This window comes from Sphingomonas sp. P4_D12 (genome assembly GCF_056401895.1).
Map to the genome: position 1 here is coordinate 350,656 of NZ_JBFUIL010000006.1, position 21,085 is coordinate 371,740.

General features: G+C 65.5%; 20 protein-coding genes. 8 read left to right on the forward strand and 12 right to left on the reverse strand.

Annotation, left to right across the window (positions count from 1 at the left end):
• Position 1: 1 nt before the first annotated feature.
• The 7 genes from nirD to AC1DSD_RS14175 all read right to left on the reverse strand — a co-directional run bounded on the left by nirD (position 2) and on the right by AC1DSD_RS14175 (position 8,533).
• Positions 2–340 (reverse strand): nitrite reductase small subunit NirD, encoded by a 339-nt coding sequence (gene nirD, locus AC1DSD_RS14145; RefSeq protein ID WP_174543173.1) that lies wholly within the window; start codon positions 338–340, stop codon positions 2–4.
• On the reverse strand, positions 337–2,853 hold the full coding sequence (gene nirB / locus AC1DSD_RS14150; protein ID WP_478030959.1) for a nitrite reductase large subunit NirB: 2,517 nt from the start codon (positions 2,851–2,853) through the stop codon (positions 337–339). Before nirB ends, nirD begins: the two co-directional genes overlap by 4 nt.
• The gene (locus AC1DSD_RS14155; RefSeq protein WP_478030961.1) at positions 2,853–4,058 is read right to left on the reverse strand and encodes an alginate export family protein; all 1,206 of its coding nucleotides are present in this window, start codon (positions 4,056–4,058) and stop codon (positions 2,853–2,855) included. The genes nirB and AC1DSD_RS14155 overlap by 1 nt, the downstream gene beginning before the upstream one ends.
• A 22-nt stretch (positions 4,059–4,080) precedes the next feature.
• Positions 4,081–5,319 carry a nitrate/nitrite transporter gene (locus tag AC1DSD_RS14160; RefSeq protein WP_478030962.1) on the reverse strand — a complete coding sequence of 413 codons (1,239 nt, stop codon included), beginning with the start codon at positions 5,317–5,319 and terminating at the stop codon, positions 4,081–4,083.
• 230 nt (positions 5,320–5,549) lie between these two features.
• Positions 5,550–6,761, reverse strand: a complete 1,212-nt coding sequence (locus tag AC1DSD_RS14165) for a CmpA/NrtA family ABC transporter substrate-binding protein (protein ID WP_478030964.1) — start codon at positions 6,759–6,761, stop codon at positions 5,550–5,552.
• A complete protein-coding gene (locus tag AC1DSD_RS14170) occupies positions 6,758–7,339 on the reverse strand; it encodes an ANTAR domain-containing response regulator (RefSeq protein ID WP_478030966.1) in 582 nt (193 codons plus the stop codon). Before AC1DSD_RS14170 ends, AC1DSD_RS14165 begins: the two co-directional genes overlap by 4 nt.
• Positions 7,340–7,429: 90 nt before the next feature.
• On the reverse strand, positions 7,430–8,533 hold the full coding sequence (locus tag AC1DSD_RS14175; RefSeq protein ID WP_478030968.1) for a glycosyltransferase: 1,104 nt from the start codon (positions 8,531–8,533) through the stop codon (positions 7,430–7,432).
• Between the two features lie 275 nt (positions 8,534–8,808).
• Between AC1DSD_RS14175 and AC1DSD_RS14180 the strand changes: the two genes are divergently transcribed.
• The gene (locus AC1DSD_RS14180) at positions 8,809–9,780 is read left to right on the forward strand and encodes a hypothetical protein (RefSeq protein WP_478030969.1); all 972 of its coding nucleotides are present in this window, start codon (positions 8,809–8,811) and stop codon (positions 9,778–9,780) included.
• 10 nt (positions 9,781–9,790) lie between these two features.
• Positions 9,791–10,993 (forward strand): glycosyltransferase, encoded by a 1,203-nt coding sequence (locus AC1DSD_RS14185; protein ID WP_478030971.1) that lies wholly within the window; start codon positions 9,791–9,793, stop codon positions 10,991–10,993.
• On the opposite strand, the gene AC1DSD_RS14190 is transcribed toward AC1DSD_RS14185, so the two are convergent.
• Positions 10,971–12,428, reverse strand: a complete 1,458-nt coding sequence (locus AC1DSD_RS14190; protein WP_478030973.1) for a DUF2029 domain-containing protein — start codon at positions 12,426–12,428, stop codon at positions 10,971–10,973. The two genes, AC1DSD_RS14185 and AC1DSD_RS14190, sit on opposite strands and share 23 nt — an antisense overlap.
• A 77-nt stretch (positions 12,429–12,505) precedes the next feature.
• Here AC1DSD_RS14190 and AC1DSD_RS14195 point away from each other — a divergent pair, with 77 nt between their 5' ends.
• Positions 12,506–14,125, forward strand: coding sequence for an alkaline phosphatase D family protein (locus AC1DSD_RS14195; RefSeq protein WP_478030975.1), 1,620 nt, complete (start codon positions 12,506–12,508; stop codon positions 14,123–14,125).
• Positions 14,126–14,261: 136 nt separating this feature from the next.
• Here the strand turns inward: AC1DSD_RS14195 and ubiG are convergent, their stop codons facing one another.
• Complete coding sequence (ubiG, locus tag AC1DSD_RS14200) at positions 14,262–15,002, reverse strand: bifunctional 2-polyprenyl-6-hydroxyphenol methylase/3-demethylubiquinol 3-O-methyltransferase UbiG (protein ID WP_478030977.1); 741 nt, start codon at positions 15,000–15,002, stop codon at positions 14,262–14,264.
• 53 nt (positions 15,003–15,055) lie between these two features.
• Here ubiG and AC1DSD_RS14205 point away from each other — a divergent pair, with 53 nt between their 5' ends.
• The 3 genes from AC1DSD_RS14205 (at position 15,056) to AC1DSD_RS14215 (ending at position 17,758) form a co-directional block, all read left to right on the forward strand.
• Positions 15,056–16,357, forward strand: a complete 1,302-nt coding sequence (locus tag AC1DSD_RS14205) for an aspartate kinase (RefSeq protein WP_478030978.1) — start codon at positions 15,056–15,058, stop codon at positions 16,355–16,357.
• Between the two features lie 101 nt (positions 16,358–16,458).
• The gene (locus AC1DSD_RS14210; protein ID WP_478030979.1) at positions 16,459–17,052 is read left to right on the forward strand and encodes an acetate uptake transporter; all 594 of its coding nucleotides are present in this window, start codon (positions 16,459–16,461) and stop codon (positions 17,050–17,052) included.
• Positions 17,053–17,332: 280 nt separating this feature from the next.
• A complete protein-coding gene (locus tag AC1DSD_RS14215; RefSeq protein WP_478030980.1) occupies positions 17,333–17,758 on the forward strand; it encodes a DUF1801 domain-containing protein in 426 nt (141 codons plus the stop codon).
• A gap of 9 nt (positions 17,759–17,767) precedes the next feature.
• Here the strand turns inward: AC1DSD_RS14215 and AC1DSD_RS14220 are convergent, their stop codons facing one another.
• Positions 17,768–18,184: a secondary thiamine-phosphate synthase enzyme YjbQ gene (locus tag AC1DSD_RS14220; RefSeq protein ID WP_478030982.1), complete on the reverse strand. Its 417-nt coding sequence runs from the start codon at positions 18,182–18,184 to the stop codon at positions 17,768–17,770.
• 46 nt (positions 18,185–18,230) lie between these two features.
• On the opposite strand from AC1DSD_RS14220, the gene AC1DSD_RS14225 reads away from it, so the two are divergent.
• Entirely contained in the window at positions 18,231–19,262 is a 1,032-nt protein-coding gene (locus tag AC1DSD_RS14225; RefSeq protein WP_478030983.1) for an NAD(P)H-dependent flavin oxidoreductase, read from the forward strand.
• 16 nt (positions 19,263–19,278) lie between these two features.
• On the opposite strand, the gene AC1DSD_RS14230 is transcribed toward AC1DSD_RS14225, so the two are convergent.
• Positions 19,279–19,746 carry a hypothetical protein gene (locus tag AC1DSD_RS14230; protein ID WP_478030985.1) on the reverse strand — a complete coding sequence of 156 codons (468 nt, stop codon included), beginning with the start codon at positions 19,744–19,746 and terminating at the stop codon, positions 19,279–19,281.
• A gap of 153 nt (positions 19,747–19,899) precedes the next feature.
• Between AC1DSD_RS14230 and AC1DSD_RS14235 the strand changes: the two genes are divergently transcribed.
• A complete protein-coding gene (locus AC1DSD_RS14235; protein ID WP_478030987.1) occupies positions 19,900–20,511 on the forward strand; it encodes a TetR/AcrR family transcriptional regulator in 612 nt (203 codons plus the stop codon).
• 30 nt (positions 20,512–20,541) lie between these two features.
• On the opposite strand, the gene AC1DSD_RS14240 is transcribed toward AC1DSD_RS14235, so the two are convergent.
• Positions 20,542–21,054 (reverse strand): hypothetical protein, encoded by a 513-nt coding sequence (locus AC1DSD_RS14240; RefSeq protein WP_478030989.1) that lies wholly within the window; start codon positions 21,052–21,054, stop codon positions 20,542–20,544.
• Positions 21,055–21,085 lie beyond the last annotated feature (31 nt).

The window sequence follows — 21,085 nt, forward strand, 5'->3', positions numbered from 1 at the left end:
GTCAGGCGGCGGCTTTCAGCGTCGAGGTGCGGCACAGCAGCACGCGGCCGGCATCGACCTTGACCGGGATCGTCGGCGCGCAGCCTTTGTCCTCGCCCTGCGCCTCGCCGGTCGCGAGCGCGATCCGCCAATTGTGCAGCGGACAGGCGACGCTGTGGCCGTGGACGATGCCCTGGCTGAGCGGTCCGCCTTTATGCGGACAGCGATTGGCGAGCGCGAAGACGCGATTGTCGGCGGTGCGGAACACCGCGACTTCCTCGCCGCCCGAAACGGTGACGGTGCGGCTGCCGCGAACCGGAATTTGATCGAGCCAGCCAATATCGAGCCAATCGCCGATCATTCCGCGACCTCCAATGCCAAAGGTTGAAAATGCGCCATATGCGCATGTTGTTCGCGCGCCGCGCCCGAGGCGCGTTCGGCCCAGGGATCGTCCTGGCTGAATTTCTGCGAATACCAGAAGCGCTCGGCGAGCGCGTCGCGGCCGGCTTCGTCCTCGACCACGCGATCCTTGATATGTTGCAGCCCGACGCGCTCGATCCACGGCGCGGTGCGCTCGAGATAGCGCGCCTCCTCGCGGTAGAGCTGGACGAAGGCGGCGGCGACGTGGATCGCCTCTTCCTCGCTCGCGACTTTGGTCAACAGATCGGTCGCGCGGACATGGATGCCGCCATTGCCGCCGACATGGAGTTCGTAGCCCGAGTCGACGCAGACCACGCCGAAATCCTTGATCGTCGCCTCGGCGCAGTTCCGCGGACAACCGGAGACCGCCATCTTGAACTTGTGCGGCATCCAGCTGCCCCAGAAACCGCGCTCGAGCTTGACGCCCAGCCCGGTCGAATCCTGGGTGCCGAAGCGGCACCATTCAGAGCCGACACAGGTCTTCACCGTGCGCAGCGCCTTGCCGTAGGCATGGCCCGAGACCATGCCGGCGGCGTTGAGGTCGGCCCAGACCGCAGGCAAATCCTCTTTCTTGATCCCGAAAATGTCGAGCCGCTGGCCGCCGGTCACCTTGACCATCGGCGCGTCGTATTTCTCGACCACGTCGGCGATCGCGCGCAGCTCGCGCGGGCTGGTGATGCCGCCCCACATGCGCGGGACGACCGAATAGGTGCCGTCCTTCTGGATGTTGGCGTGGAGGCGTTCGTTGACGAAGCGGCTCTGCTGGTCGTCCTCATACTCGCCGGGCCAGGCGCAGAGCAGATAGTAATTGAGCGCCGGGCGGCAACTCGAACATCCATCCGGCGTCGACCAGTGGAGCTTGTGCATCACCTCGGGGATCGAGCGCATGCCTTGCGCGACGATCTCGCGCCGGACGTCGTCATGGCCGAAGCTGGTGCATTTGCACATCGTCTTCGGGCCCGCCTCGACATCCTCGCCGAGTGTCAGTGCGAGCAGGGTCTCCACCAGCCCGGTACACGATCCGCAACTCGCGCTTGCCTTGCAGCCCGAGCGTACCGCATCGAGGCTGTGCGCACCTTTGGCGATGCAGGAGACGACCTGACCCTTGTTGACGCCGTTGCAGCCGCAAATCTCCGCTCCGTCGGAGAGTGCCGCAACGGCCGCCTTAGGGTCCGCTTGCCCCCCTCCCGAGGCGAAGGCCTGGCCGAAGATCAACAGGTCGCGCGTGGTGGAGATATCCTCCCCTCGCTTCATCAGGTCGAAATACCAGCCGCCATCGGCGGTATCGCCATAGAGCACCGCGCCGACCACGCGGTCGTCCTTGAGCACGACGCGTTTGTAGACGCCGCGGCTGGCATCGCGCAGCACGATGTCCTCGCATCCTTCACCGCCGGCGAAATCACCCGCCGAGAATACGTCGAGCCCGGCCACCTTGAGCTTGGTCGAGGTGACGCTGGCGCGATAGCCGCTCGGCCGCTCGACCAGTCCGTCAGCCAGCGCCCGGCACATATCCCAGAGCGGCGCCACCAGCCCGTAGACCTGACCGTCATGCTCGACGCATTCGCCGACCGCGAGCACGTCGGGGTCGCTGGTGACCATATGGTCGTCGACCTGGATGCCGCGCCCCACCGCCAGGCCGGCCGCGCGCGCCAAACCGACCGCGGGTCGGATGCCGACCGCCATCACTACCAGGTCGGCAGGGATGTCGCGTCCGTCCTTGAGCCGCACCGCTTCGACCTTGCCGTCGCCCAGGATCTCGGCGGTGTCGGCGCCGGTCAGGACGGTCTGGCCGCGCGCCTCCAGCGCCGATTTGAGCAGCCAGGCTGCCGCTTCGTCGAGCTGGCGCTCCATCAGGGTCGGCATCAAGTGGAGCACGGTGACCTTCATCCCGCGCAGCGACAGGCCGTGCGCCGCCTCCAGCCCCAGCAGCCCGCCGCCGATCACCACCGCGCTGCCGCCGCGATCGGCCGCCGCCAGCATATGATCGACGTCGTCCATGTCGCGGAAGGTGATCACGCCGGGCAGCTCCTTGCCCGGCACCGGAATGATGAACGGGTCGGATCCGGTCGCGATCAGCAATTTGTCGTAGCGCACCGACCGGCCCGATCGCGCGGTTACGGTCTTGTCGGCGCGGTCGATCGCCGCCACCGGATCGCCGGCGACCAGCTCGATTCCGTTATCCGCGTACCAGGCGGCGTCGTTGATCACGATGTCGTCGAACGTCTTCTCGCCCGCCAGCACCGGCGACAGCATGATGCGGTTGTAGTTCACCCGCGGTTCGGCGCCGAAGATCGTCACCCGGTAACGCCCGGCGTCGCGAGCGATCAGTTCCTCGACCGCGCGGCATCCGGCCATGCCGTTGCCGATGACGACCAGATGGGGAAGGCCCGACTCCGAGCCGGACGGCGCGTCCGGCTCGGAGTCAGGGTTGGACGCGGAAACAAGGAAATCCATCACAAGCTCCAATCGAGCTGCAGCCAGAATTTGCGGGTATCGGTGGCGAAGCCGTCCGCCTGGTAATCGGCGTAGCGGGCGGAAAGGCTGGTCTTGCCCAGCTTGGCGCTGGCGAGCAGGTCGATCTCGTCGCCATAGAGGCGGCTATGCCGGTCGCTGGCGAAGCGGTGATAGACCGCCTGCAGCGTCAATGCCTTGAACGGCCCCGCCTGTTTCCAGCCATAGCCGAGATTGCCATAGAGATCGCGGACGCCATCGGGCGGCGTCGTCAGGAACTTGTCGGCCCAGCCCTGGAACTTGAAGCCGGTCGCGATCGGCGTCTGGAAGGACGTGAGCGCGGCACCCTTGTCGGCGCCGAGCACTTCATACCCCGCGCCGAGCTTGACCGCGTGGAGATCGAGTCCGCCGTCGATCAGATAATAATCGGCGCGATAGCGATTGGGGTTGCGGTCATAATCGGACTGGGTCGCGTAGCTCAGCTGGTAAGAGAATTTGACCCCCTTGCCGAGCGGGCGCGCGCCAGCCAGCCGCGCGCCATAGGTCTGGCTCGACAGGCGGAACCCCTGCACCGCGGCTTCGTCCTGGTCGACCAGATAGGCGAAGCCGGTGATCGTGCCGAGCGGGCTGGCATAGGACAAATTGCCCAGCACATTGTCGCCCCCGATCGACCGCGGCCGCGCGCCCACGCCGTCGATTCCCCAGACGGTGTTGACCCGCCAGGCATAGGTCAGGTCGGCTTTCAGCCCTTTCACGCCCGTCCATTCGAAGCGTGCGGCATCGAAGGTCTGGCTGTTCTGGCGAAACGGCACCGCACCGACGAAGCGCTCGTCGTCGAGCGCTATCCGCTGGCGGCCGACGGTCAGGGCGACGGCTTTGGTGCGATATTGGAGCTGCGCGCGGTACAGCGCGATATTCTGCGGGTCGGCGATCAGCGGGCGCGTGGCGGCGCCATGCAGTCCGTCATAATAGTCGCCGACCAGCGCAAGGGTGCCCTGCATTTCGACGATCGCGGAAAGCGGCCCGCTGCTCGCCTGCACCCCGCTGCGGATGCGGATGGTCGCCGCCTCCGCATCTTTCGGCTGCCCCGCCTGATCGACAGTTTCATAGCGCAACCGCGCATCGATCAGTGGCTTCAATTTGATGTCCTGCGCCATGGCGGGACTTGCCGCCAGCACGCTTCCAAGGATCAACCAGGCAGGTTTCATCGCGTGTCTCCCCTGCTCTCGTTCAGATCCGCACGCCTGCCGCCGCGCCCCAGCGCCGGCGCCAGGAATGCTTGACGATCAGCAGACCGAGTCCGGCGACCAGTGCGAGTCCCGCGAAGATCAGGAAGCCGGGTGCGAAGCTGCCAGTCAGCTGCTTGGCGATGCCGAGCGAAGAGGCGAGGTAGAAACCGCCAACGCCGCCCGCCATGCCGACCAGCCCGGTCATCACGCCGATCTCTTCGGCAAACCGCTGCGGCACCAGCTGGAACACCGATCCGTTGCCGACCCCCAGCGCCAGCATGGCCAGCACGAACATCGCCATCGCCATGACCAGGGTCGGCGCCATGCTGACCGCCACCAGCGCGAGCGCGGCGGCGGCGAACACGGCGGTCAGTGCCTTCACACCGCCGATCCGGTCGGCGATCGCGCCGCCGAGCGGCCGAACCAGCGAGCCGGCGAACACGCAGGCGGCAGTGCAATAGCCGGCGGCCACCGGCGTCAGCCCGAAGCGATCGGTGAAATAGATCGGCAGCGAGGCGGCGAGTCCGACGAACCCGCCAAAGGTCACCGAATAGAAGCCCATCAGCCACCAGGCGTCGGCCGATTTGAGCGGGTGGAGATATTCGGCGAGCGACTTGGGCGCGGGGCGGTTGGGCGCATCGCGCGCCATCAACTGATAGGCGATCAGCACGAGCACCAGCGGAATACAGGCCAGGCCGAGCACGGCGTTCCAACCGAACGCCTTGGCCAGCAAGGGCGCGAACAGAGCGGCGAGCACGGTGCCCGAATTGCCCATGCCGGCAATCCCCATCGCCTTGCCCTGATGCTGCGGCGGGTACCAGCGGCTCGCCAGCGGCAGCGCGATCGCGAAGCTCGCCCCGGCAAACCCGAGAATGACGCCGAGCGCCAAGGTGCCGGCAAAGCTGGTTACGCCGGCCAACCAGGCGGTCAGCAGTCCGGCGATGACGATGATCTGGCTGATCGTGCCCGAGCGTTTGGGACCGATACGGTCGACGAGCAGGCCGTTGACCACGCGCAGCACTGCGCCGGCGAGCGTCGGCGTCGCCACCATCAGGCCCTTTTCGGCCGGCGTCAGCGCCAATGTCTTGGCGATTTCCGGGGCGAGCGGCCCCAGCAATACCCAGACCATGAAGGCGAGGTCGAAATAAAGGAACGCGGCGATCAGCGTCGGGACATGCCCGCTCGACCAGAAGCCGTCCTGCTGCCTGCCTTGTTCCCTGTTCCAGAATGCGGTCGCCATGCGGATCCCCTTCGCGTGCGATGGACAAGAAAAAAGCCGCCCCGACGGCAGCCAATATTGGCGCGTCGGGGCGGCTTCGTTGCCTTGGCGGATCGTCGGACCCGCCCCGCAATTACCCCCGTCGGTGGAGGTCGTCGCGGTTATTTCGTGCCGAGCGTCATTGCCCTGCGAAAGGGATGATGCGTGATTCGCTCGCCGGACGCAAGCTTATTTCGCACTTGCAGCAAAAATCAGGGCAGCGACGCCAGATACGCCTGCGCATCGTCGGGATCGAACGCGCGGCCGTCGAAGAAGCGATCGGCGCCAAGCACAAGCCGCCCCTGGACCGATCCGGCACCGAGCGGATCGCCGATCGCACCTTCCAGTTTCGAGCTCGCGCCCGGCAGGATCGCCGACGACCCAGCCAGCGCAGCGCGATACAGGTCCGGCCTGAACACGCCTTCGGCGCGGGCGGCTTCTTCGGCCGAGAAAGGCGTGCCGTCCCACCGCGTCATTTGCGAATAGAGCCACGCCGCCTGGCTGCGCCACGGAAAGTTCGCCGCCTCGCGAAACTGGAACATGAAATCGGGAATGTGGAGCGGGGTCGCGCCTTGCGACAAACGGACGCGATCGGTGATCGCGCGCAGGATCGTCTCCTCCGGCGCCGCCAGATAAGCGGGCTGCGCCAGGATCCGTGCATTCTCTTCGGCTGCGTCCGGCTCGACGAAATGCGCCGCGGCATCGTGCAGCGCACGAATCAGCCGTTCGACCAATTCGGGCGATCCGCGCACCGTCTCGCGCCGCATCGCGAGCACCTTCTCGACCCCGCGCCGCCAGATTTGCGCCGTCACCAGCGCAATCCGTCCGACCCCGCGATCGACCGCCACGCTGTTCCACGGTTCGCCGACGCAGATGCCGTCGACCTCTCCCGCGGCAAGCGCGTCCGCGGCGAAAGGCGGGCTGGTCGTGACGATCTCGACATCCATGTCGGGCCGGATGCCGACCGCCGCCAACCAGTAGCGCAGCATGTAATTGTGGCTCGAATAGCGATGGACAACGCCGAAGCGGAGCGGGCGACCCGCTTGCGCCCGCGCCAATGCGACCTGGCGGAGGCGTTCTCCGACGGTCCGCGGGTCGCCGAGTTGGCCGCTTTCCAGCGTTTCGGCCGCGAGCGGGATCGAGAAGGTGATCGCGTTGCCGTTGAGGCCGAGCGCGAACGGCACGTCGATCTCGACCGCCGGGCGGCCACGGCCGAGCGCGGTGGCGATCGCCAGCGGTGCGATCATGTGCGCGGCATCGGTATGGCCATAGAGCAGGCGGTCGCGCACCGTCGCCCAACTGAGATCGCGAACCAATTCGATCTCGAGTCCGTGCGCTGCGGCGAATCCCCGCTCGCGCGCCAGAATCGGCAAGGCGGCGTCGACCAGCGGCAGAAAGCCGATCCGGATGCGGTCGAGCGTCAAATATCGTCCCCCATCAATGCCGCGCTGGTGATGATCGCTTCCGCCACGTCGGCGATGCGGCGGTTGGATTGCATCGCGTGGCTGCGCAGCAAGGCATAAGCGGCGGGCTCGTCGATCGCGCGGCGGCGCATCAGGATCGCCTTCGCCTTGTCGATCGCGGTGCGGTCGGCCAGCGCGTTGCGCGCCTCGTGGAGTTCGTCCTGGAGCCGCGAAAAGGCGTTGAAGCGTCGCACCGCGAGATCGACGATCGGCATGATCCGCTGTTTCGACAGACCGTCGATGATATAGGCCGAGACGCCGGCATCGATCGCCGCGGCGGTCGTCTCGGGATTGCTCTGATCGACGAACATCGCTATCGGTTTGGCCAGCGCCCGCGACACCGCGAAATATTCCTCCAGCACGTCGCGGCTGGGGTTTTCGAGGTTGATCAGCACGACTTCGGGGTTGGCTGCCTCGATTTGCGCGACGAGCGCATTCGAATTGTCGATCAGGATGAGATCGTCGAGTCCCGCCTCGCGCAGACCTTCAGATATGATCGCCGCACGAGTCGTGCTGGTATCGATGATCGCGATCCGCATAGGGTAAGCATATGCTGCGCTGCAACGGCGCGCCAGAGTTACCTATGGCTGAGCATCAATCGGGCGGCGAATGGATTCGCCAGGCGAACCCTAATCCCTCAGCGACCTGAGCTTGCGATCGAGCACCAGCTCTTCGAACAGCCTGACATAGCGTTCGATCGAATCGCGCCCACGTTCGGGCACGGGGTCGGGACGTGGCCGGCCGGGGGCGAGCCAATGGTCGAACGCGGAGACCAAAGCGAGCGGATCGTCGGTGGGCACGACGCTGCCGAGACGCGGATGTGCGACGATCTCACGGATCGCGACGCTCGAGTCGGTGGCGACCACCGGCGTGCCGAGCGCCAATGCTTCCTGCAGCACGCCGGGCACACCTTCGAAGTCCGAGGTCAGCACCAACGCGCGCGCCTGGGCCAAAGCGGGGCGCGGATTGGTCGAATAGCCGGGCAGATGGACGCGCGAGCGCAGACCCAGCGCGTCGATCTGGTTCTCCAGTTCGCCGCGAACCTCTCCCTCGCCGACAATCATCAGCTTGACGTCGCGGCGTTCGACCCGCGCCAGCGCGGAGATCGCTCGGTCCCAGCGCTTTTGCGGCGTCAGCCGGCCGATCCCGATCAGATAGTCGGCACCCGGCAGCGGCGGAGTCGGCGCCCCGATCGGCTCGGGGCTCGGCGGATTGGCGATCACGCTGACGCGATCGGCACCGATTCCGGTCATCCGTACCGTTTCCTCGGCCATCGCCGGGCTCATCGCGACCAGATGATCGATGAAGCTGGGATAGGAACGCAGGAACGCGCGATAGCCCTGCGCCACCGGAAAATGCTGATCCCCGCGGTCGAGCCGGTTGGACACCTTGCCCACCACCGGCGGACAATCGCGACCGAGCCGCAGCTTCAGCCAGGCGACCGCGCTGGAATAATGATTGCCCGGACAGAACACGATATCGGGCGCGGCGCTCTTCACTGCCTGGGGAAGCGCGCGGATCATGCCGAGATGAGTCGTACCGAGCTCAATCAGTTGCACGCCGTCGGGGATTTCGGCCGCCAGCGGCCCCCGCGCCGAACTCAGCACCAAGGTAACGTGCTGCCCTATTTCGACCCAGCCGCGGATCATCCGCAACATCGCGCGTTCGACCCCGCCGCCCTGAAGGCTATGAGCGAAAGTCAGGATTCTTACGGGGGCGTAAGGACTGAGCATGAATTGGCGCGCTAACGTCGATTTGTGTCAAAAGTTTCTCGGAAGCGAAAAAATTAGGGCAAAACCGACTTATTTGCCTCCGAAACGATGCTGCGCTGCAACATAGTGCTTGTCATTCGCCCTTTCCACCCCCAAATCGCGCGGCGCTCGCGGCAACCGGCTTGTCGCGGGCCAATTGTCGTGCTCGTGCATTGCCGTTAAGCGGCCATTATTTCCGGGCAGGTCCGATTGGAGACTAAACTGCCGCATTTGGATGAACAGATTTTGGAGCGTCGATGAACAGCGGCTTTGTCGGGGCATCCAACAATCCTGCCGCCGGTCTGGCGCCCAAGATTGTTGATGCGGCCGAGGACCTCGCCGGGCTCGAACCCGTCAGGAGCCTGAAGAGCCGCTGGCCGATGATCATCGCCGGCGTGCTGAGCCTGGCGATGATCGCGGGGCTGGCGAAGCAACTGCTCGGCTCGGGTCTGGCAGGGTTCAGCCACGCTGCGCCCAACAGCTGGCTCTATTACATAGCCTTCGCGTTGCTCTACATTTCGCCGCCGACTGGCGATTACATCATCTTCCGCCGGTTGTGGAAAATTCCGTTCGAGGGATTCGGCGCTCTGATCAAGAAGCGCATCGCGAACGAGGCGGTGGTCGGTTATTCGGGCGATGCCTATTTCTACGCCTGGGCGCGGCAACGCGCGGCGATGGTCGCGGCCCCGTTCGGGGCGGTCAAGGACGTCTCGATCCTGTCGGCGATTTCCGGCAACATGATGACCTTGGTCATGACCGCGCTGGCGCTGCCGTTCGCGCTCGAGGTGCTGCCGCCACGTTATTATACCGGCCTGGCCGTCGGCATCCCCGTCGTGATCGCGATGTGCCTGCCGTTCCTGATCTTCTCGCGCAAAGTGTTCTCGCTCGACCGCAAGACGCTGTGGTGGATTTTCTGGATTCATGCCGCGCGCCTGACGGTCGGCTGCGTGCTGATCGCCTTCGCCTGGCATTTCGGGCTGCCCAATGTCGGCATCGGCGCCTGGTTGATCCTGTCCGCCGTGCGCATGCTGGTGTCGCGCCTGCCGTTCGTGAACAAGGATCTGGTCTTCGCGACGATGACCAGTGCGATTCTCGTTCACAGCAACAGCAACGCGACCAATGTCGATCTCGCCAATTTGATCGCCTTCACCACCGCGCTGACGCTCGTGGTCCATGTCGCCTTTGCCGCGTTCTTCGCGGTCCAGGCGCTGATCAAGCGCCAGATCTAGGCCGCGCGCGATGCTGGTCGTCGACGTCAACGAATTCTACTCGCCGACCGGTGGCGGCGTGCGGACCTATATCGACCGCAAGATGTCGATCATGGCCGATATGGGCCACGAACTGATCTGCATCGCCTGCGGCAAGGAAGACCGGGTCGAGGAACGCGCCGGCGGCGGCAAGATCATCTATATCAAGTCGCCGGGTCTGCCGTTTGACAAGAATTACGGCCTGTTCTCACGCTACGAGCCGATCTGGCGCTGGCTCGACCAATTGCAGCCCGACGTCGTCGAAACCTCGTCGCCATGGCGCCCAGCCTGGATCGTCGGCAAGTGGCAGGGCAGTGCGCTCAAGTCGTTCTTCATGCACAACGACAATATCGCGGCCTATCCGATGCGCTGGCTCGAGGGGCTGGCCCCGCCCGAGCAGATCGAGGAGGCCTGCGCCCTCTATGCGCGGTACATGAACCGCTTTCTGACGCTCTACGACACCGTCGTCACCAACGGCCCGGCGCTCCAGAAGCGGCTGACGCGGCGCGGTGTCCGGATCGATGCCGCGATGACCCTGGGCATCGAGCGCAGCCATTTCTCGCCCGGTCTGCGCGACGAGCGATTGCGCGCGGCGATGCTGCGGCAGGTCGACCTGCCGCCCGAAGGGCATCTGCTGATCGGGATCGGCCGCCATCATGGCGAGAAGCGCTGGCCGCTGGTGATCGATGCGGTGCGCATGGCGGGCGACAAATTGCCCGTCGGTCTGATGCTGCTTGGCACTGGTCCCGAGAGCAAGCGGCTCGAGGCGCGGATCGACGGCAACCCGCATATCCGGCTGTTCCGGCCGGTTTACGAACGCAACGAACTGGCGCGGATCATGGCGAGCGCCGACGCGCTGATCCACGGCTCCGAGGCCGAGCCGTTCGGGCTGGTCCCGTCCGAGGCGATGGCGTCGGGCCTGCCGCTGATCGTCCCCGATACCGGCGGCTGTGCCGAGGTTGCAGACCCTCTGACCAGCGAAACCTATCGCGCGCGTGACGCCGTGTCGGCCGCTGCCGCGATCCAGCGCTTGTTCGTGCGCGAACCCGCTATCCTGCGCAAGGCGGCAAAAGTCGCGGCCGGCCGCGTCCGCACCGACCGCGAACATGCCGTCGACCTGATGGCCTATTACCAGTCGCTAATCGACGCGCGTGACGGCGACGGCGCCGGCGTCAGCGCAGCACGTAGAGCGTAAACTTCCCGTTCAACCGCGCGATGCCGACTGCGTGGGGTGCCGCCCAGGCCGCGAGCTTCGCCTCGAGCGCGGCATCGCCACCTTCGGCATCGGCATCGCCGCCGACCAGCACCGCATCCGGCAGTGCCGCGCCGTTCAAATTCTTCGCCGACACCAGGTTGAGCCTCCGCTCGCTCGCCGGATCGAGCAGATCGTGGCTGCGGAAATAGAACGGCCCGGCGGCGAACCGCGGATCGATCGCGCGGCCGGTCGCGGCGACATATTGCGGCGATAGCGTCGCGACCATGCCGGTCACCCCTTGCTGGTCCATCGCCGCGGTCAGCCGCGCGCCGTCGGCCACCGCATTGGCCATCGGCGCGCCATGCTCGGCGGTCAGCACCATCGCCTCGACCGACGGCGCCAGGCCGGCGAAGAAGAACACCGCGAACGCGATCCGCTCCCAGCGCGCCGGCGGCCGGCTTTCCCACAATAATGCCAGCCGCACGAACAACGGCGGCAGAACGGGAAGCAGATATTGCCGCCAGGTCGGCTCGGGCAGCAACGCCGCGACCAGCCCCGCCACGATCAACATGTCGAGCAGCCGCGCCACTCCCTGTTCGTCGCGCCGCCAGCGCGCCGCGACCGCGACGATCGCGGGCAGTGCGGTGCCGAGAGCGAGAAATTTGAGCGTATCGATCGCCTTGAACCCGAGCGACAATTTGAACGCACGGCCAGCATCGCGGTACATCTGGTCGGGAGCGAGCGCCGGAAAGGTCATCATCTCGAACCGCGCCGCTTCGGGCGCTTGCGCGACCATCCAGCCGATCAGCGCGATTACCGGCAGCGTGCCGAGCGCGATCATCACCGGACGATGGCGCCGGTCGAGCAATGCCCAGACGAAATAAGCGACCGCCGGGATCGCGTAGCTGATCTTGGCTCCCGCAGCGAGCGCGAGCAGGAACCCGGTCAGCAGCGCGTGGCGCGTCGAGCCTTGCCCTTGCGCCGCGCGCGCGATCAGCACCAGCGCACCCGCCAACGCGGCGGCGGGAAGCGCATCGTTGCGCGCGGTCCCCGCACTGAACAGCAGGACGTCGGTTCCTGCAAACAAGCCGGCGACGATGATCGCCATCCGCGATGTCGCGCCCGCCGCCCGCGCCGCACGACCGACCATCAGCACCGCGACCACGCCGAGCACCGCATTGAGCACTCGCAGTCCCGGCCAGGCCAGTGTCCCCAGGCCGACCGCGAAGGGTGCGAACAACACCGGCTGCAACGGCGTCTGGAAATAAGCGAAGTCGCGCCACGGCAATGCGTTGCGCGCAAGGATCGCGGCGGCGACATATTGGCTCTCGTCATGATTGACCGGCCGCAGCACCGACAGCACCGCGAACAGGAAGATCAGACCCAGGATCAGCGGTGCGCCCGCTTGCCCCCCACGCATCATCCGTAGCAACATGGCCGCGTCCGTACCGGACCTGTCACGAACGCGCCATATGAAGCGCGCAAGGGGGCCGGCACCGCAAGGAGAAACGCATGCTTCGGATCGATCGCCGTTCGCTTCTCGTCACCGGCACGTTGGGACTGGGTGCCTGGAGCGTCCCAGGGTTCGCGCAGACAACTAACGTCACCACCGCGACCGGCTTCACCCATTCGGTCGCGAGCGGCGAACCGGCCAGCGACTCGATGCTGTTATGGACGCGCTACGTCCCGGCCGACGGCAAGCCCGTCCATCTGACGGTCGAACTGTCCGAACAGGCCGATTTCGCCAAAATCGCGGGCAACGGCATGGCGATCACCGGACCGTGGCGTGACTGGACGACCAAGATCACCGTCGATGGCCTCAAGCCGGGCACCAATTATTTCTACCGCTTCGTCGGTCCCGATGGCTCCAAATCGCCAACCGGCCGGACGCGTACGCTGCCGACGGGGCCGCAGGCCAATGCGTTCAGGGCGGCGATCTTCTCCTGCTCGAACATGCCGTTCGGCTATTTCAACGCTTATGGTCACGCCGCGGCGCGCGACGATCTCGACCTCGCCATCCATCTCGGCGACTATTTCTACGAATATAAGACCGGCGGCTATCCCGCCCCCAAGGACACGGTGCGTTCGACCGAACCGGCCAACGAATTGGTCCATCTCGCCGATTACCGCATCCGCTATGCCAGCTATCGCAGCGACCCCGACCTCCAGGCGCTCCACGCCCGCCTGCCGATGATCGTGCAATGGGACGACCACGAATCGGCCAATGATTCGTGGGAAGGCGGCGCGGAGAACCACCAGCCCGACGAAGGCGACTGGACGCTGCGCAAGATGGCCGCGATCCAGGTCTATCGCGAATGGATGCCGGTCAGCGACGAGCCGTGGAAAGCCTATGAAATCGGCGATCTCGCCACGCTGTTCCGCACCGAAACGCGCGTGCTGGCGCGCACCGAGCAGCCCGATATCGCGCCCTTGTTCAAGGCGGCCGACCCGGTCGCGGCGCTCAAGGCGTTCCGCGATGGCCCTTGGATGGATCCCGCCGCGACGATGATGGGGACGCAGCAGGAAGACTGGCTGTTCCACGCCATGCGCCGATCGGTCGCGGCAGGGCAGAAATGGCAGTTGGTCGGGTTCGGCACGATCCTGGGCGAGACGGTGATGCCCGCCGCCGCGCTTGGCTGGGTCGACCCGAACGCCAGCGAGCGGGCGAAGAATTACGTCCTCGCCGGTATCCAGGCGGGCAAGCTCGGCCTGCCGTTCAATTACGACAATTGGGGCGGCTATCCGGCCGCGCGTGCTCGTTTCCTGCGCGCGGCACAGGGGACCAACGCCAATCTGGTGGTGATTTCAGGCGACAGCCACAATGGCTGGGCGTTCGATCTCAAGCAGGATGGCAAAGCGGCGGGCGTCGAGTTCGCCGGGCACAGCGTGACCTCGCCCGGCTACGAGCACGAAGTGAAGGTCGATCCCAAGACGGTCGCCGCCGGGCTGGTCGCAGGCAATCCCGAACTCAAATGGTGCGACACCTCGCACCGCGGCTACATGGCGCTGACGATCACGCCGGAGAAGGTGTCGAACGACTGGCTGTTCGTCGATACGGTCCGGGCGAAGTCGCGCAATGCGGTGGTCGGGCATAGCACGAGCGTTGCGCGTGGGCGGAATGTGATGGCGTGACCAAATTCCTCTCCCCTTGGGAGAGGAAGGGAGCCGCGCAGCGGCGGAAAGGTGAGGGCAGGTTGGAGCAACGCTCTGCCCTCACCCTTCCGCGCCCTATGGGCGCTCCCTCCCTCTCCCGAAGGGAGAGGGAAATTTACCCCCGAACCGCGGTCAGGAAATAGTCGAGCTTGGTGTCGTCGCTTACCTTGAACCCCTTACCCGGCGAAAAGCTCAGCCCGCTGACGTCGATCACCTTTAGTCCCGCATCCTCGACCAGCTCCGTCAGTTCCTCAGGCGTCAGGAACTTGCTCCAGTCGTGCGTGCCCTTGGGGATCATCCCGCTGCCTTCACCTACCGTGATCATCGCGAGACGCGACAGCGCGGTGCGGTTCGGCGTCGACAGGATCATCAACCCGCCTTCGGCCAGTGCGGTAGCCAGCCCCGCGACGAACGCCGCCGGGTCGGTGACATGCTCGATCACTTCCATGCTGGTGACGAGGTCGAACCGCTCTCCGGCCAACAGCTCGACACTGCCCGCGCGATAATCGATCGCCAGCCCCGATTGCGCCGCATGCGTGCGCGCCACGCCGATATTCTCCGCCGCGGCATCGATCCCGGTGACCTCGGCGCCTAGCCGCGCCAGCGGCTCGCACAACAACCCGGCACCGCAGCCGACATCGACCGTGCGCTTCCCCGCCAGCGGCGTGAAGCTCGCCAGATCGCCACCCCAATGCGCATCGATTTGGCGCCTGATATAGCCCAGCCGCGGCGGGTTAAGCCGATGGAGCATCGCCGACGAGCCTTTGGGATCCCACCAGTCGCGCGCCAATTTGCCGAAATGCGCGGCTTCCTCGGGGTCGATAGTGGTTACAGACGTTACGGTTGCGCTTGCCATCGCGGCTTCCTATCAGGCGCGCCTCTCCAATCCAAAGGACTTCCGCTCCTCCGATGGCCGCGCCCCCTGCCCGTATTGTCATGAAGTTCGGCGGGACGTCGATGGCCGGGATAGAGCGAATCCGCAATGTCGCCAATCGCGTCAAGCGCGAGGTCGATGCCGGTAACCAGGTCGCCGTGGTGGTATCGGCAATGGCCGGCGAGACCGATCGGCTGGTCAATTTCTGCCGCGAAGCGTCGTCGCTCTACGATCCGCGCGAATATGACGTAGTGGTCTCGGCCGGTGAGCAGGTCACCAGCGGATTGCTTGCGATCGCGCTCCAGGCGATCGGCGTGCCGGCGCGGAGCTGGCTCGGCTGGCAGTTGCCGATTCATACCAGCGACGCCCATGCCTCTGCCCGGATCGAGGAGATCGACACTGCCGCGCTCGACCTCGCGCTCTCCTCGGGCCAGGTCGCGGTGATCCCGGGATTTCAGGGCGTCGCCGACAGCGCCGATGGCGAACAGGGCCGCGTCACGACGCTTGGCCGCGGCGGATCGGACACGTCGGCAGTGGCGGTGGCGGCGGCGATGAAGGCCGATCGCTGCGACATCTATACCGATGTCGACGGCGTCTACACGACCGACCCGCGTATCGTGCCGAGGGCGCGCAAGCTCAAGAAAGTCACGTACGAGGAAATGCTCGAGCTCGCGAGCGTCGGGGCGAAAGTGCTCCAGACGCGCTCGGTGGGCCTTGCGATGAAGGAAAATGTCCGCGTCCAGGTGCTGTCGTCGTTCACTGGCGAGGACGCGCCGATGGCGGATACATTGCCCGGGACGATGATCGTGGGCGAAGAGGAGATCGACGACATGGAACGCCAGCTGATCACCGGCATCGCGCACGACAAGAACGAGGCGAAGATCACGCTGACCAACGTGTCCGACACGCCGGGCTCGGTCGCGGCGATCTTCGCGCCGCTCGCCAAGGCCAATATCAACGTCGACATGATCATCCAGAACATCGCGCACCAGAGCGCGGGGCGCGCGGGGTCGACCGACGTCACCTTCACCGTCCCCGCGGTCGACCTGGCGCGGTCGATCCAGGCGCTGAACGAGGCCAAGGAATCGATCGGGTTCGAGGAACTGGTCCACGACACCCGCGTCGCCAAGATCTCGGTGGTCGGCGTCGGGATGAAGAGCCATGCCGGCGTCGCGTCGAAGATGTTCACCACGCTCGGCGAGCGCGGCATCAACATCCAGGCGATCTCGACCAGCGAGATCAAGGTCAGCGTGCTGATCCACGAGGACGAGACCGAGCTCGCGGTGCGCGTGCTGCATACCGCTTATGGGTTGGATGCCGAGGAAGCGGCGGCCTGAAGCACGCTGAACAGGCTCACGGAGCGGCGCACGCTTGACTGTGTGGCGGCGAACCGTGTTTGTTAGGTCAACTGCAAGATCGCTTAGGGGGAGAGAGGTTCGTGCCTGATTCAAACACCGTGCCGGCGCCGGCCAATCCTGCCGCTCTTGGCCTCGTGGGCTTTGGCTTCACGACGATATTGCTCAGCCTCATCAACGCCGGCCTGCTTCCCGCGGGTGGCGAAGGCGTGGTCGTGCCATTGGCGCTCGCTTTTGGCGGGCTGATCCAGCTCATCGCCGGCTTGCTCGAAGTCCGGCTTGCCAACACCTTCGGAATGACGGCCTTTCTGAGCTATGGCGCCTTTTGGCTGTGGTTCGGCCTGCTGCAGATTTTCGCGCACACCGGCGTGATCGATATTTCGTCGGCGGGTCCGACGGTCGGGGTCGCGCTATTGTTGTGGGGCGTGCTGACGCTCGGTCTCTGGATCAGCACCTTTCGATTGGCGCGCATCGTCTTCCTGATCTTCCTCACGCTCTGGCCCACATTCTTCCTGCTGGGACTGGGCGCGGCGCTGGGGCAGCCCGCTTTGGGCCATCTCGGCGGGTGGCTCGGCCTGCTCTGCGGATCGCTGGCGATGTACGGCAGCTTCGCCTTCGTCACCAATGCGACCTGGGGACGACAAATCGTGCCGGTCGGCGGCCCTGTCGTTTCCTGACATTCGAAGTGCCTGCGCAGGGCCCGAGACTCACTCGCCGATAAGATGAAGCGCGAGGTGCCGCCGATGCGGTGCCCGACGGTGCTCGAACACATCATTGCCTGCCGAATGCCGGGGATCAACCAATCGGCGGGATCGACGGCCCGGCCTGATCAGCCGCATCTCGCCCGTGACTGTCCGCCACGGGCGAGATGCGGCTGGGCCGTTGGAGGCACAAAGCCTAGAGTCGCCGTCCGCAGGCGCGCGACGAGCGTGGTGACGATGGAAGGGGGCTCCCGCCATGACCATAGATGAGCAAATCCATGCCTATATTGCCGGGCAGCCCCAGCCGAAAGGCGATGAGCTGCGGGAGCTGCACGAGCTCATCCTGCGCATCTCGCCGACCTGTAAAACATGGTTCCTGGACGGCAGGAACGAGGAAGGCAAAACAGTTTCCAATCCGAATATTGGATATGGAACCCAGACGATCGAATATGCCGATGGTAAAACCAGGGAATTTTACCAAATCGGCCTGAGCGCGAATACGACCGGAATATCGGTCTATATAATCGGCGTAGAAGACAAGAAATACCTCGCCCAGACTTATGGCCAAAAACTCGGAAAAGCATCTGTGACTGGCTATTGCATCAAATTCAAGAAATTGAAGGACATCAATATAGATGTTCTTGAGGAGGTAATTCGATTTGGGTTGGGCGTCCGGAATTAGAAGGGCTGCTCACTCGCCGATGAGGTGAAGCGCAAGTTGCCGCGAATGCGGAGCATGGCGATGTTCGAACACATAAATGCCTTGCCACGTCCCAAGCGCAGGGCGGCCGCCGATCGCCGGGATCGTCAGGCTGGTCTGGGTCAGCGCGGCACGCAGGTGCGCGGGCATATCGTCGGGACCTTCGTCATCATGTTCGTAATCGTGTGATTCGGGTGCGATGCTGACGAAATAGTGCTCGAGGTCGCGCCGCGCGGCGGGAGCGGCATTTTCCTGGATCAACAGCGAGGCCGAGGTGTGACGGATAAAAACCGTCAGCAGCCCGGTGACGATCCCGCTGTCCGCAACCCAACGACAAATCACCTCGGTATAGTCGTGCAACCCCTGGCCGGGCGTCCGAACGACGAGCCGTGTGGTTTCCTGCCGCATGACGCGGGCTTGCCCCAAACCCCCGGGCAAGGCTAGGTCCGGCGGCATGACATCCCCTTCATCGATCGGCGCCGAGCGCCTAAAGCGGCGCATGGCGCGCGGCGTGGATTTTCTCGGCTCCGAGGTCGCGATCCTGTGCGGCGCTATGTCCTGGGTGAGCGAACGCCACCTCGTATCGGCGATGTCCAACGCCGGCGGGTTCGGATTGATCGCGTGCGGGGCGATGACTCCCGAATTGCTCGATAACGAGATCGCCGAGACCAAGAAGCTCACCGCCAAGCCGTTCGGCGTCAATCTGATCACGATGCACCCGATGCTGTTCGACCTGATCGAGGTCTGCAGCAAGCATGGGGTCGGCCATGTCGTGCTGGCCGGCGGCCTGCCCCCGACGGGGTCGCTCGACGCGATCAAGGCAAACGGCGCCAAGCTCATCTGCTTCGCTCCCGCGCTCGCACTCGCCAAGAAGCTGATCCGCTCGGGCGTCGACGCCCTCGTCGTCGAGGGCATGGAAGCCGGCGGGCATATCGGCCCGGTATCGACCAGCGTGCTGGCGCAGGAAATCCTGCCCGAGGTCGCCGAGCAGGTGCCGGTGTTCGTTGCCGGCGGGATCGGCCGCGGCGAGGCGATCGCCGGCTATCTCGACATGGGCGCGGCCGGCGTCCAGCTCGGCACGCGCTTCGCCTGCGCGACCGAATCGATCGCGCACCCCAATTTCAAGAAGGCGTTCTTCCGCGCCAATGCCCGCGACGCCGTCGCCAGCGTGCAGATCGACCCGCGCCTGCCGGTGATCCCGGTCCGCGCGCTCAAGAATGCCGGGACCGAATTGTTCACCGCCAAACAGCTCGAAGTCGCGCAATCGCTCAACGACGGCACGGTCGAGATGGCCGAGGCGCAGTTGCAGATCGAACATTATTGGGCCGGCGCGCTGCGCCGTGCGGTGATCGACGGCGATATCGAGCATGGCAGCCTGATGGCCGGCCAGTCGGTCGGCATGGTGAAAGAGGAAGAACCAGTCGCCGACATCATCGCGCAATTGATGGCCGAAGCCGCGCACGCGCTGGAGAAGCGCGCGGCGTAGCTCGCGCGCAGCCCGATTATCCCGCCGTCGCCCGCCGGAAGCCCCAGCGGACGATCATCGCGACGATCACGCCGAACACCAGCATCGCCAGGACATTGAGCAACAGCCAGACCAGCGAGATGTGCGCCGGCTTGGGGCCGAACGCCGATAGCGGCACGACGATCAAGTTCATCACGACGAACACGCCGAGACCGAAGGCCAGACCGGCCAGGACGGGGCGCGTCCGTAGCCAGGCGAGCCGCGTCGCGGCGGCGGCGTAGATGCCGGCGATCGCGATCGACATGGCGAGCTGAAGCGCTAGTCCCAAGGTCACGGTCCCAGCACCACCGGCATAGGATTTCATTCCGATCAGCCCGCTGGCGATGCCCTGAAGGATCAGCGCCGGGCCGACATGGTTGATGAGCGCCGCCGCGCCGATGTCGATCGTGCCGGCGACGAGGCCGGCAATCACGGCCGCGCGGGTAATTTCGATCGTCTTGTCCATGGTTCGAACTCCCTCACGAAAACAGATGATTGTCCTCTGGTCGGACGGGCTCAGCATGGTCGCCGCTATGGATGGGATGCGCTTTGGCTTGCACTTCGCGGTCCGGTGCCGACAATGGCGTGTGCTCGACTCAGAAACATACATACAGTTTGTATGAAAACGGAACGCCGTACGCAAGCCGAACGGACGACCGCCACGCGCGGCGCATTGATCGCGGCGGGGCGGGCGCTGTTCACCGAGCGCAGCTATGCCGAGGTCAGCGCCGAGGAGATCGTCGCGGCGGCCAGCGTCACGCGCGGCGCGCTCTACCACCATTTCGAGGACAAGAAGGGGCTGTTCGCCGCGGTGTTCGAGGCGATCGAGGAGCAGACGATCGCCCGGCTCGCCGCCGCCGGTGGTGAGGGCGGCGCGCTCGATCGGATACGTGCCGGAACCAGAGCATGGCTCGACCTGTGCCGCGAGCCGGAGGTGCATCGGATCGCGCTGATCGAGGCACCGGCGGTGCTGGGCTGGGAACGCTGGCGCGCGATCGGCGACCGCTACAGCCTGGCGCTGGTCGAGCATCTGCTGAGCAGCGCGATCGCGGCGGGGGAAATCCCGCCGCAGCCAGTGCCGCCGCTGGCGCACGTCCTGCTCGGCATGGTGCGCGAAGGCGCGCTGTTCCTGGCGACCGCCGCCGACCCGGCGCAGGCGCAACGCGATGTCGGCCGCGTGGTCGACCAATTGCTGCTGGGGCTGGCTCGGCCGGACTGCGCGGCAGCCTGACGAGCAATAGCAAGCCCGTCAAAATAGCGTTCAGGCGCAGGTCGTGCGCTGGTTGAGGCACAATGTCTTGGTCCAGCCGACCCCCGATTTGATGCGGATCTTCACGAAATCGCCCGCACAGCCGAGCAGATAAGCGGGTTGGTCGCCAATCTCCCCTGCCAGAATCTGCGCAACGCGTTCGTCGTGGTCGGCACGGATCGGCTCTCCGTTGACGAGCCCATCGGACCCGAGGACGGAGCGGTGCATATAGCCGCTGCCGCGGAAGATCGTCTTGCGCGCGTCGCCGACCAGATCGGCGCGGTCGATCGCGAACCAGTCGCCCGCCTGGCCCACGACATGGACCTCTATCCAGTCGTCGGCCGTGCGCGGTGTGCGCAACGTCGCGGCGACAGCGCCGCCGGGGGTCTTGCGCACATTGGTGCCGGCAGGATCGGGATCGATCACGCTGACCATGACGTTGCACGCGGTGGCGGCCGGCGCGGCCGCTTCGAGCGAGCCGAGCGGCCATAGCAGCAGCGGAGCGGCGCAGAGCAGGAGCTTCATCGGGCATCCTCCGAAATAGCGCGGCCGGCCG

Excerpts from the sequence above, each read along its gene's own strand:
- nirD (WP_174543173.1), bottom strand. The coding sequence starts at position 340 with ATGATCGGCGATTGGCTCGATATTGGCTGGCTCGATCAAATTCCGGTT.
- nirB (WP_478030959.1), bottom strand. The coding sequence starts at position 2,853 with ATGGATTTCCTTGTTTCCGCGTCCAACCCTGACTCCGAGCCGGACGCG.
- AC1DSD_RS14155 (WP_478030961.1), bottom strand. The coding sequence starts at position 4,058 with ATGAAACCTGCCTGGTTGATCCTTGGAAGCGTGCTGGCGGCAAGTCCC.
- AC1DSD_RS14160 (WP_478030962.1), bottom strand. The coding sequence starts at position 5,319 with ATGGCGACCGCATTCTGGAACAGGGAACAAGGCAGGCAGCAGGACGGC.
- AC1DSD_RS14170 (WP_478030966.1), bottom strand. The coding sequence starts at position 7,339 with ATGCGGATCGCGATCATCGATACCAGCACGACTCGTGCGGCGATCATA.
- AC1DSD_RS14175 (WP_478030968.1), bottom strand. The coding sequence starts at position 8,533 with ATGCTCAGTCCTTACGCCCCCGTAAGAATCCTGACTTTCGCTCATAGC.
- AC1DSD_RS14180 (WP_478030969.1), top strand. The coding sequence starts at position 8,809 with ATGAACAGCGGCTTTGTCGGGGCATCCAACAATCCTGCCGCCGGTCTG.
- AC1DSD_RS14185 (WP_478030971.1), top strand. The coding sequence starts at position 9,791 with ATGCTGGTCGTCGACGTCAACGAATTCTACTCGCCGACCGGTGGCGGC.
- AC1DSD_RS14190 (WP_478030973.1), bottom strand. The coding sequence starts at position 12,428 with ATGTTGCTACGGATGATGCGTGGGGGGCAAGCGGGCGCACCGCTGATC.
- AC1DSD_RS14195 (WP_478030975.1), top strand. The coding sequence starts at position 12,506 with ATGCTTCGGATCGATCGCCGTTCGCTTCTCGTCACCGGCACGTTGGGA.
- ubiG (WP_478030977.1), bottom strand. The coding sequence starts at position 15,002 with ATGGCAAGCGCAACCGTAACGTCTGTAACCACTATCGACCCCGAGGAA.
- AC1DSD_RS14205 (WP_478030978.1), top strand. The coding sequence starts at position 15,056 with ATGGCCGCGCCCCCTGCCCGTATTGTCATGAAGTTCGGCGGGACGTCG.
- AC1DSD_RS14215 (WP_478030980.1), top strand. The coding sequence starts at position 17,333 with ATGACCATAGATGAGCAAATCCATGCCTATATTGCCGGGCAGCCCCAG.
- AC1DSD_RS14220 (WP_478030982.1), bottom strand. The coding sequence starts at position 18,184 with ATGCGGCAGGAAACCACACGGCTCGTCGTTCGGACGCCCGGCCAGGGG.
- AC1DSD_RS14225 (WP_478030983.1), top strand. The coding sequence starts at position 18,231 with ATGACATCCCCTTCATCGATCGGCGCCGAGCGCCTAAAGCGGCGCATG.
- AC1DSD_RS14230 (WP_478030985.1), bottom strand. The coding sequence starts at position 19,746 with ATGGACAAGACGATCGAAATTACCCGCGCGGCCGTGATTGCCGGCCTC.
- AC1DSD_RS14235 (WP_478030987.1), top strand. The coding sequence starts at position 19,900 with ATGAAAACGGAACGCCGTACGCAAGCCGAACGGACGACCGCCACGCGC.
- AC1DSD_RS14240 (WP_478030989.1), bottom strand. The coding sequence starts at position 21,054 with ATGAAGCTCCTGCTCTGCGCCGCTCCGCTGCTGCTATGGCCGCTCGGC.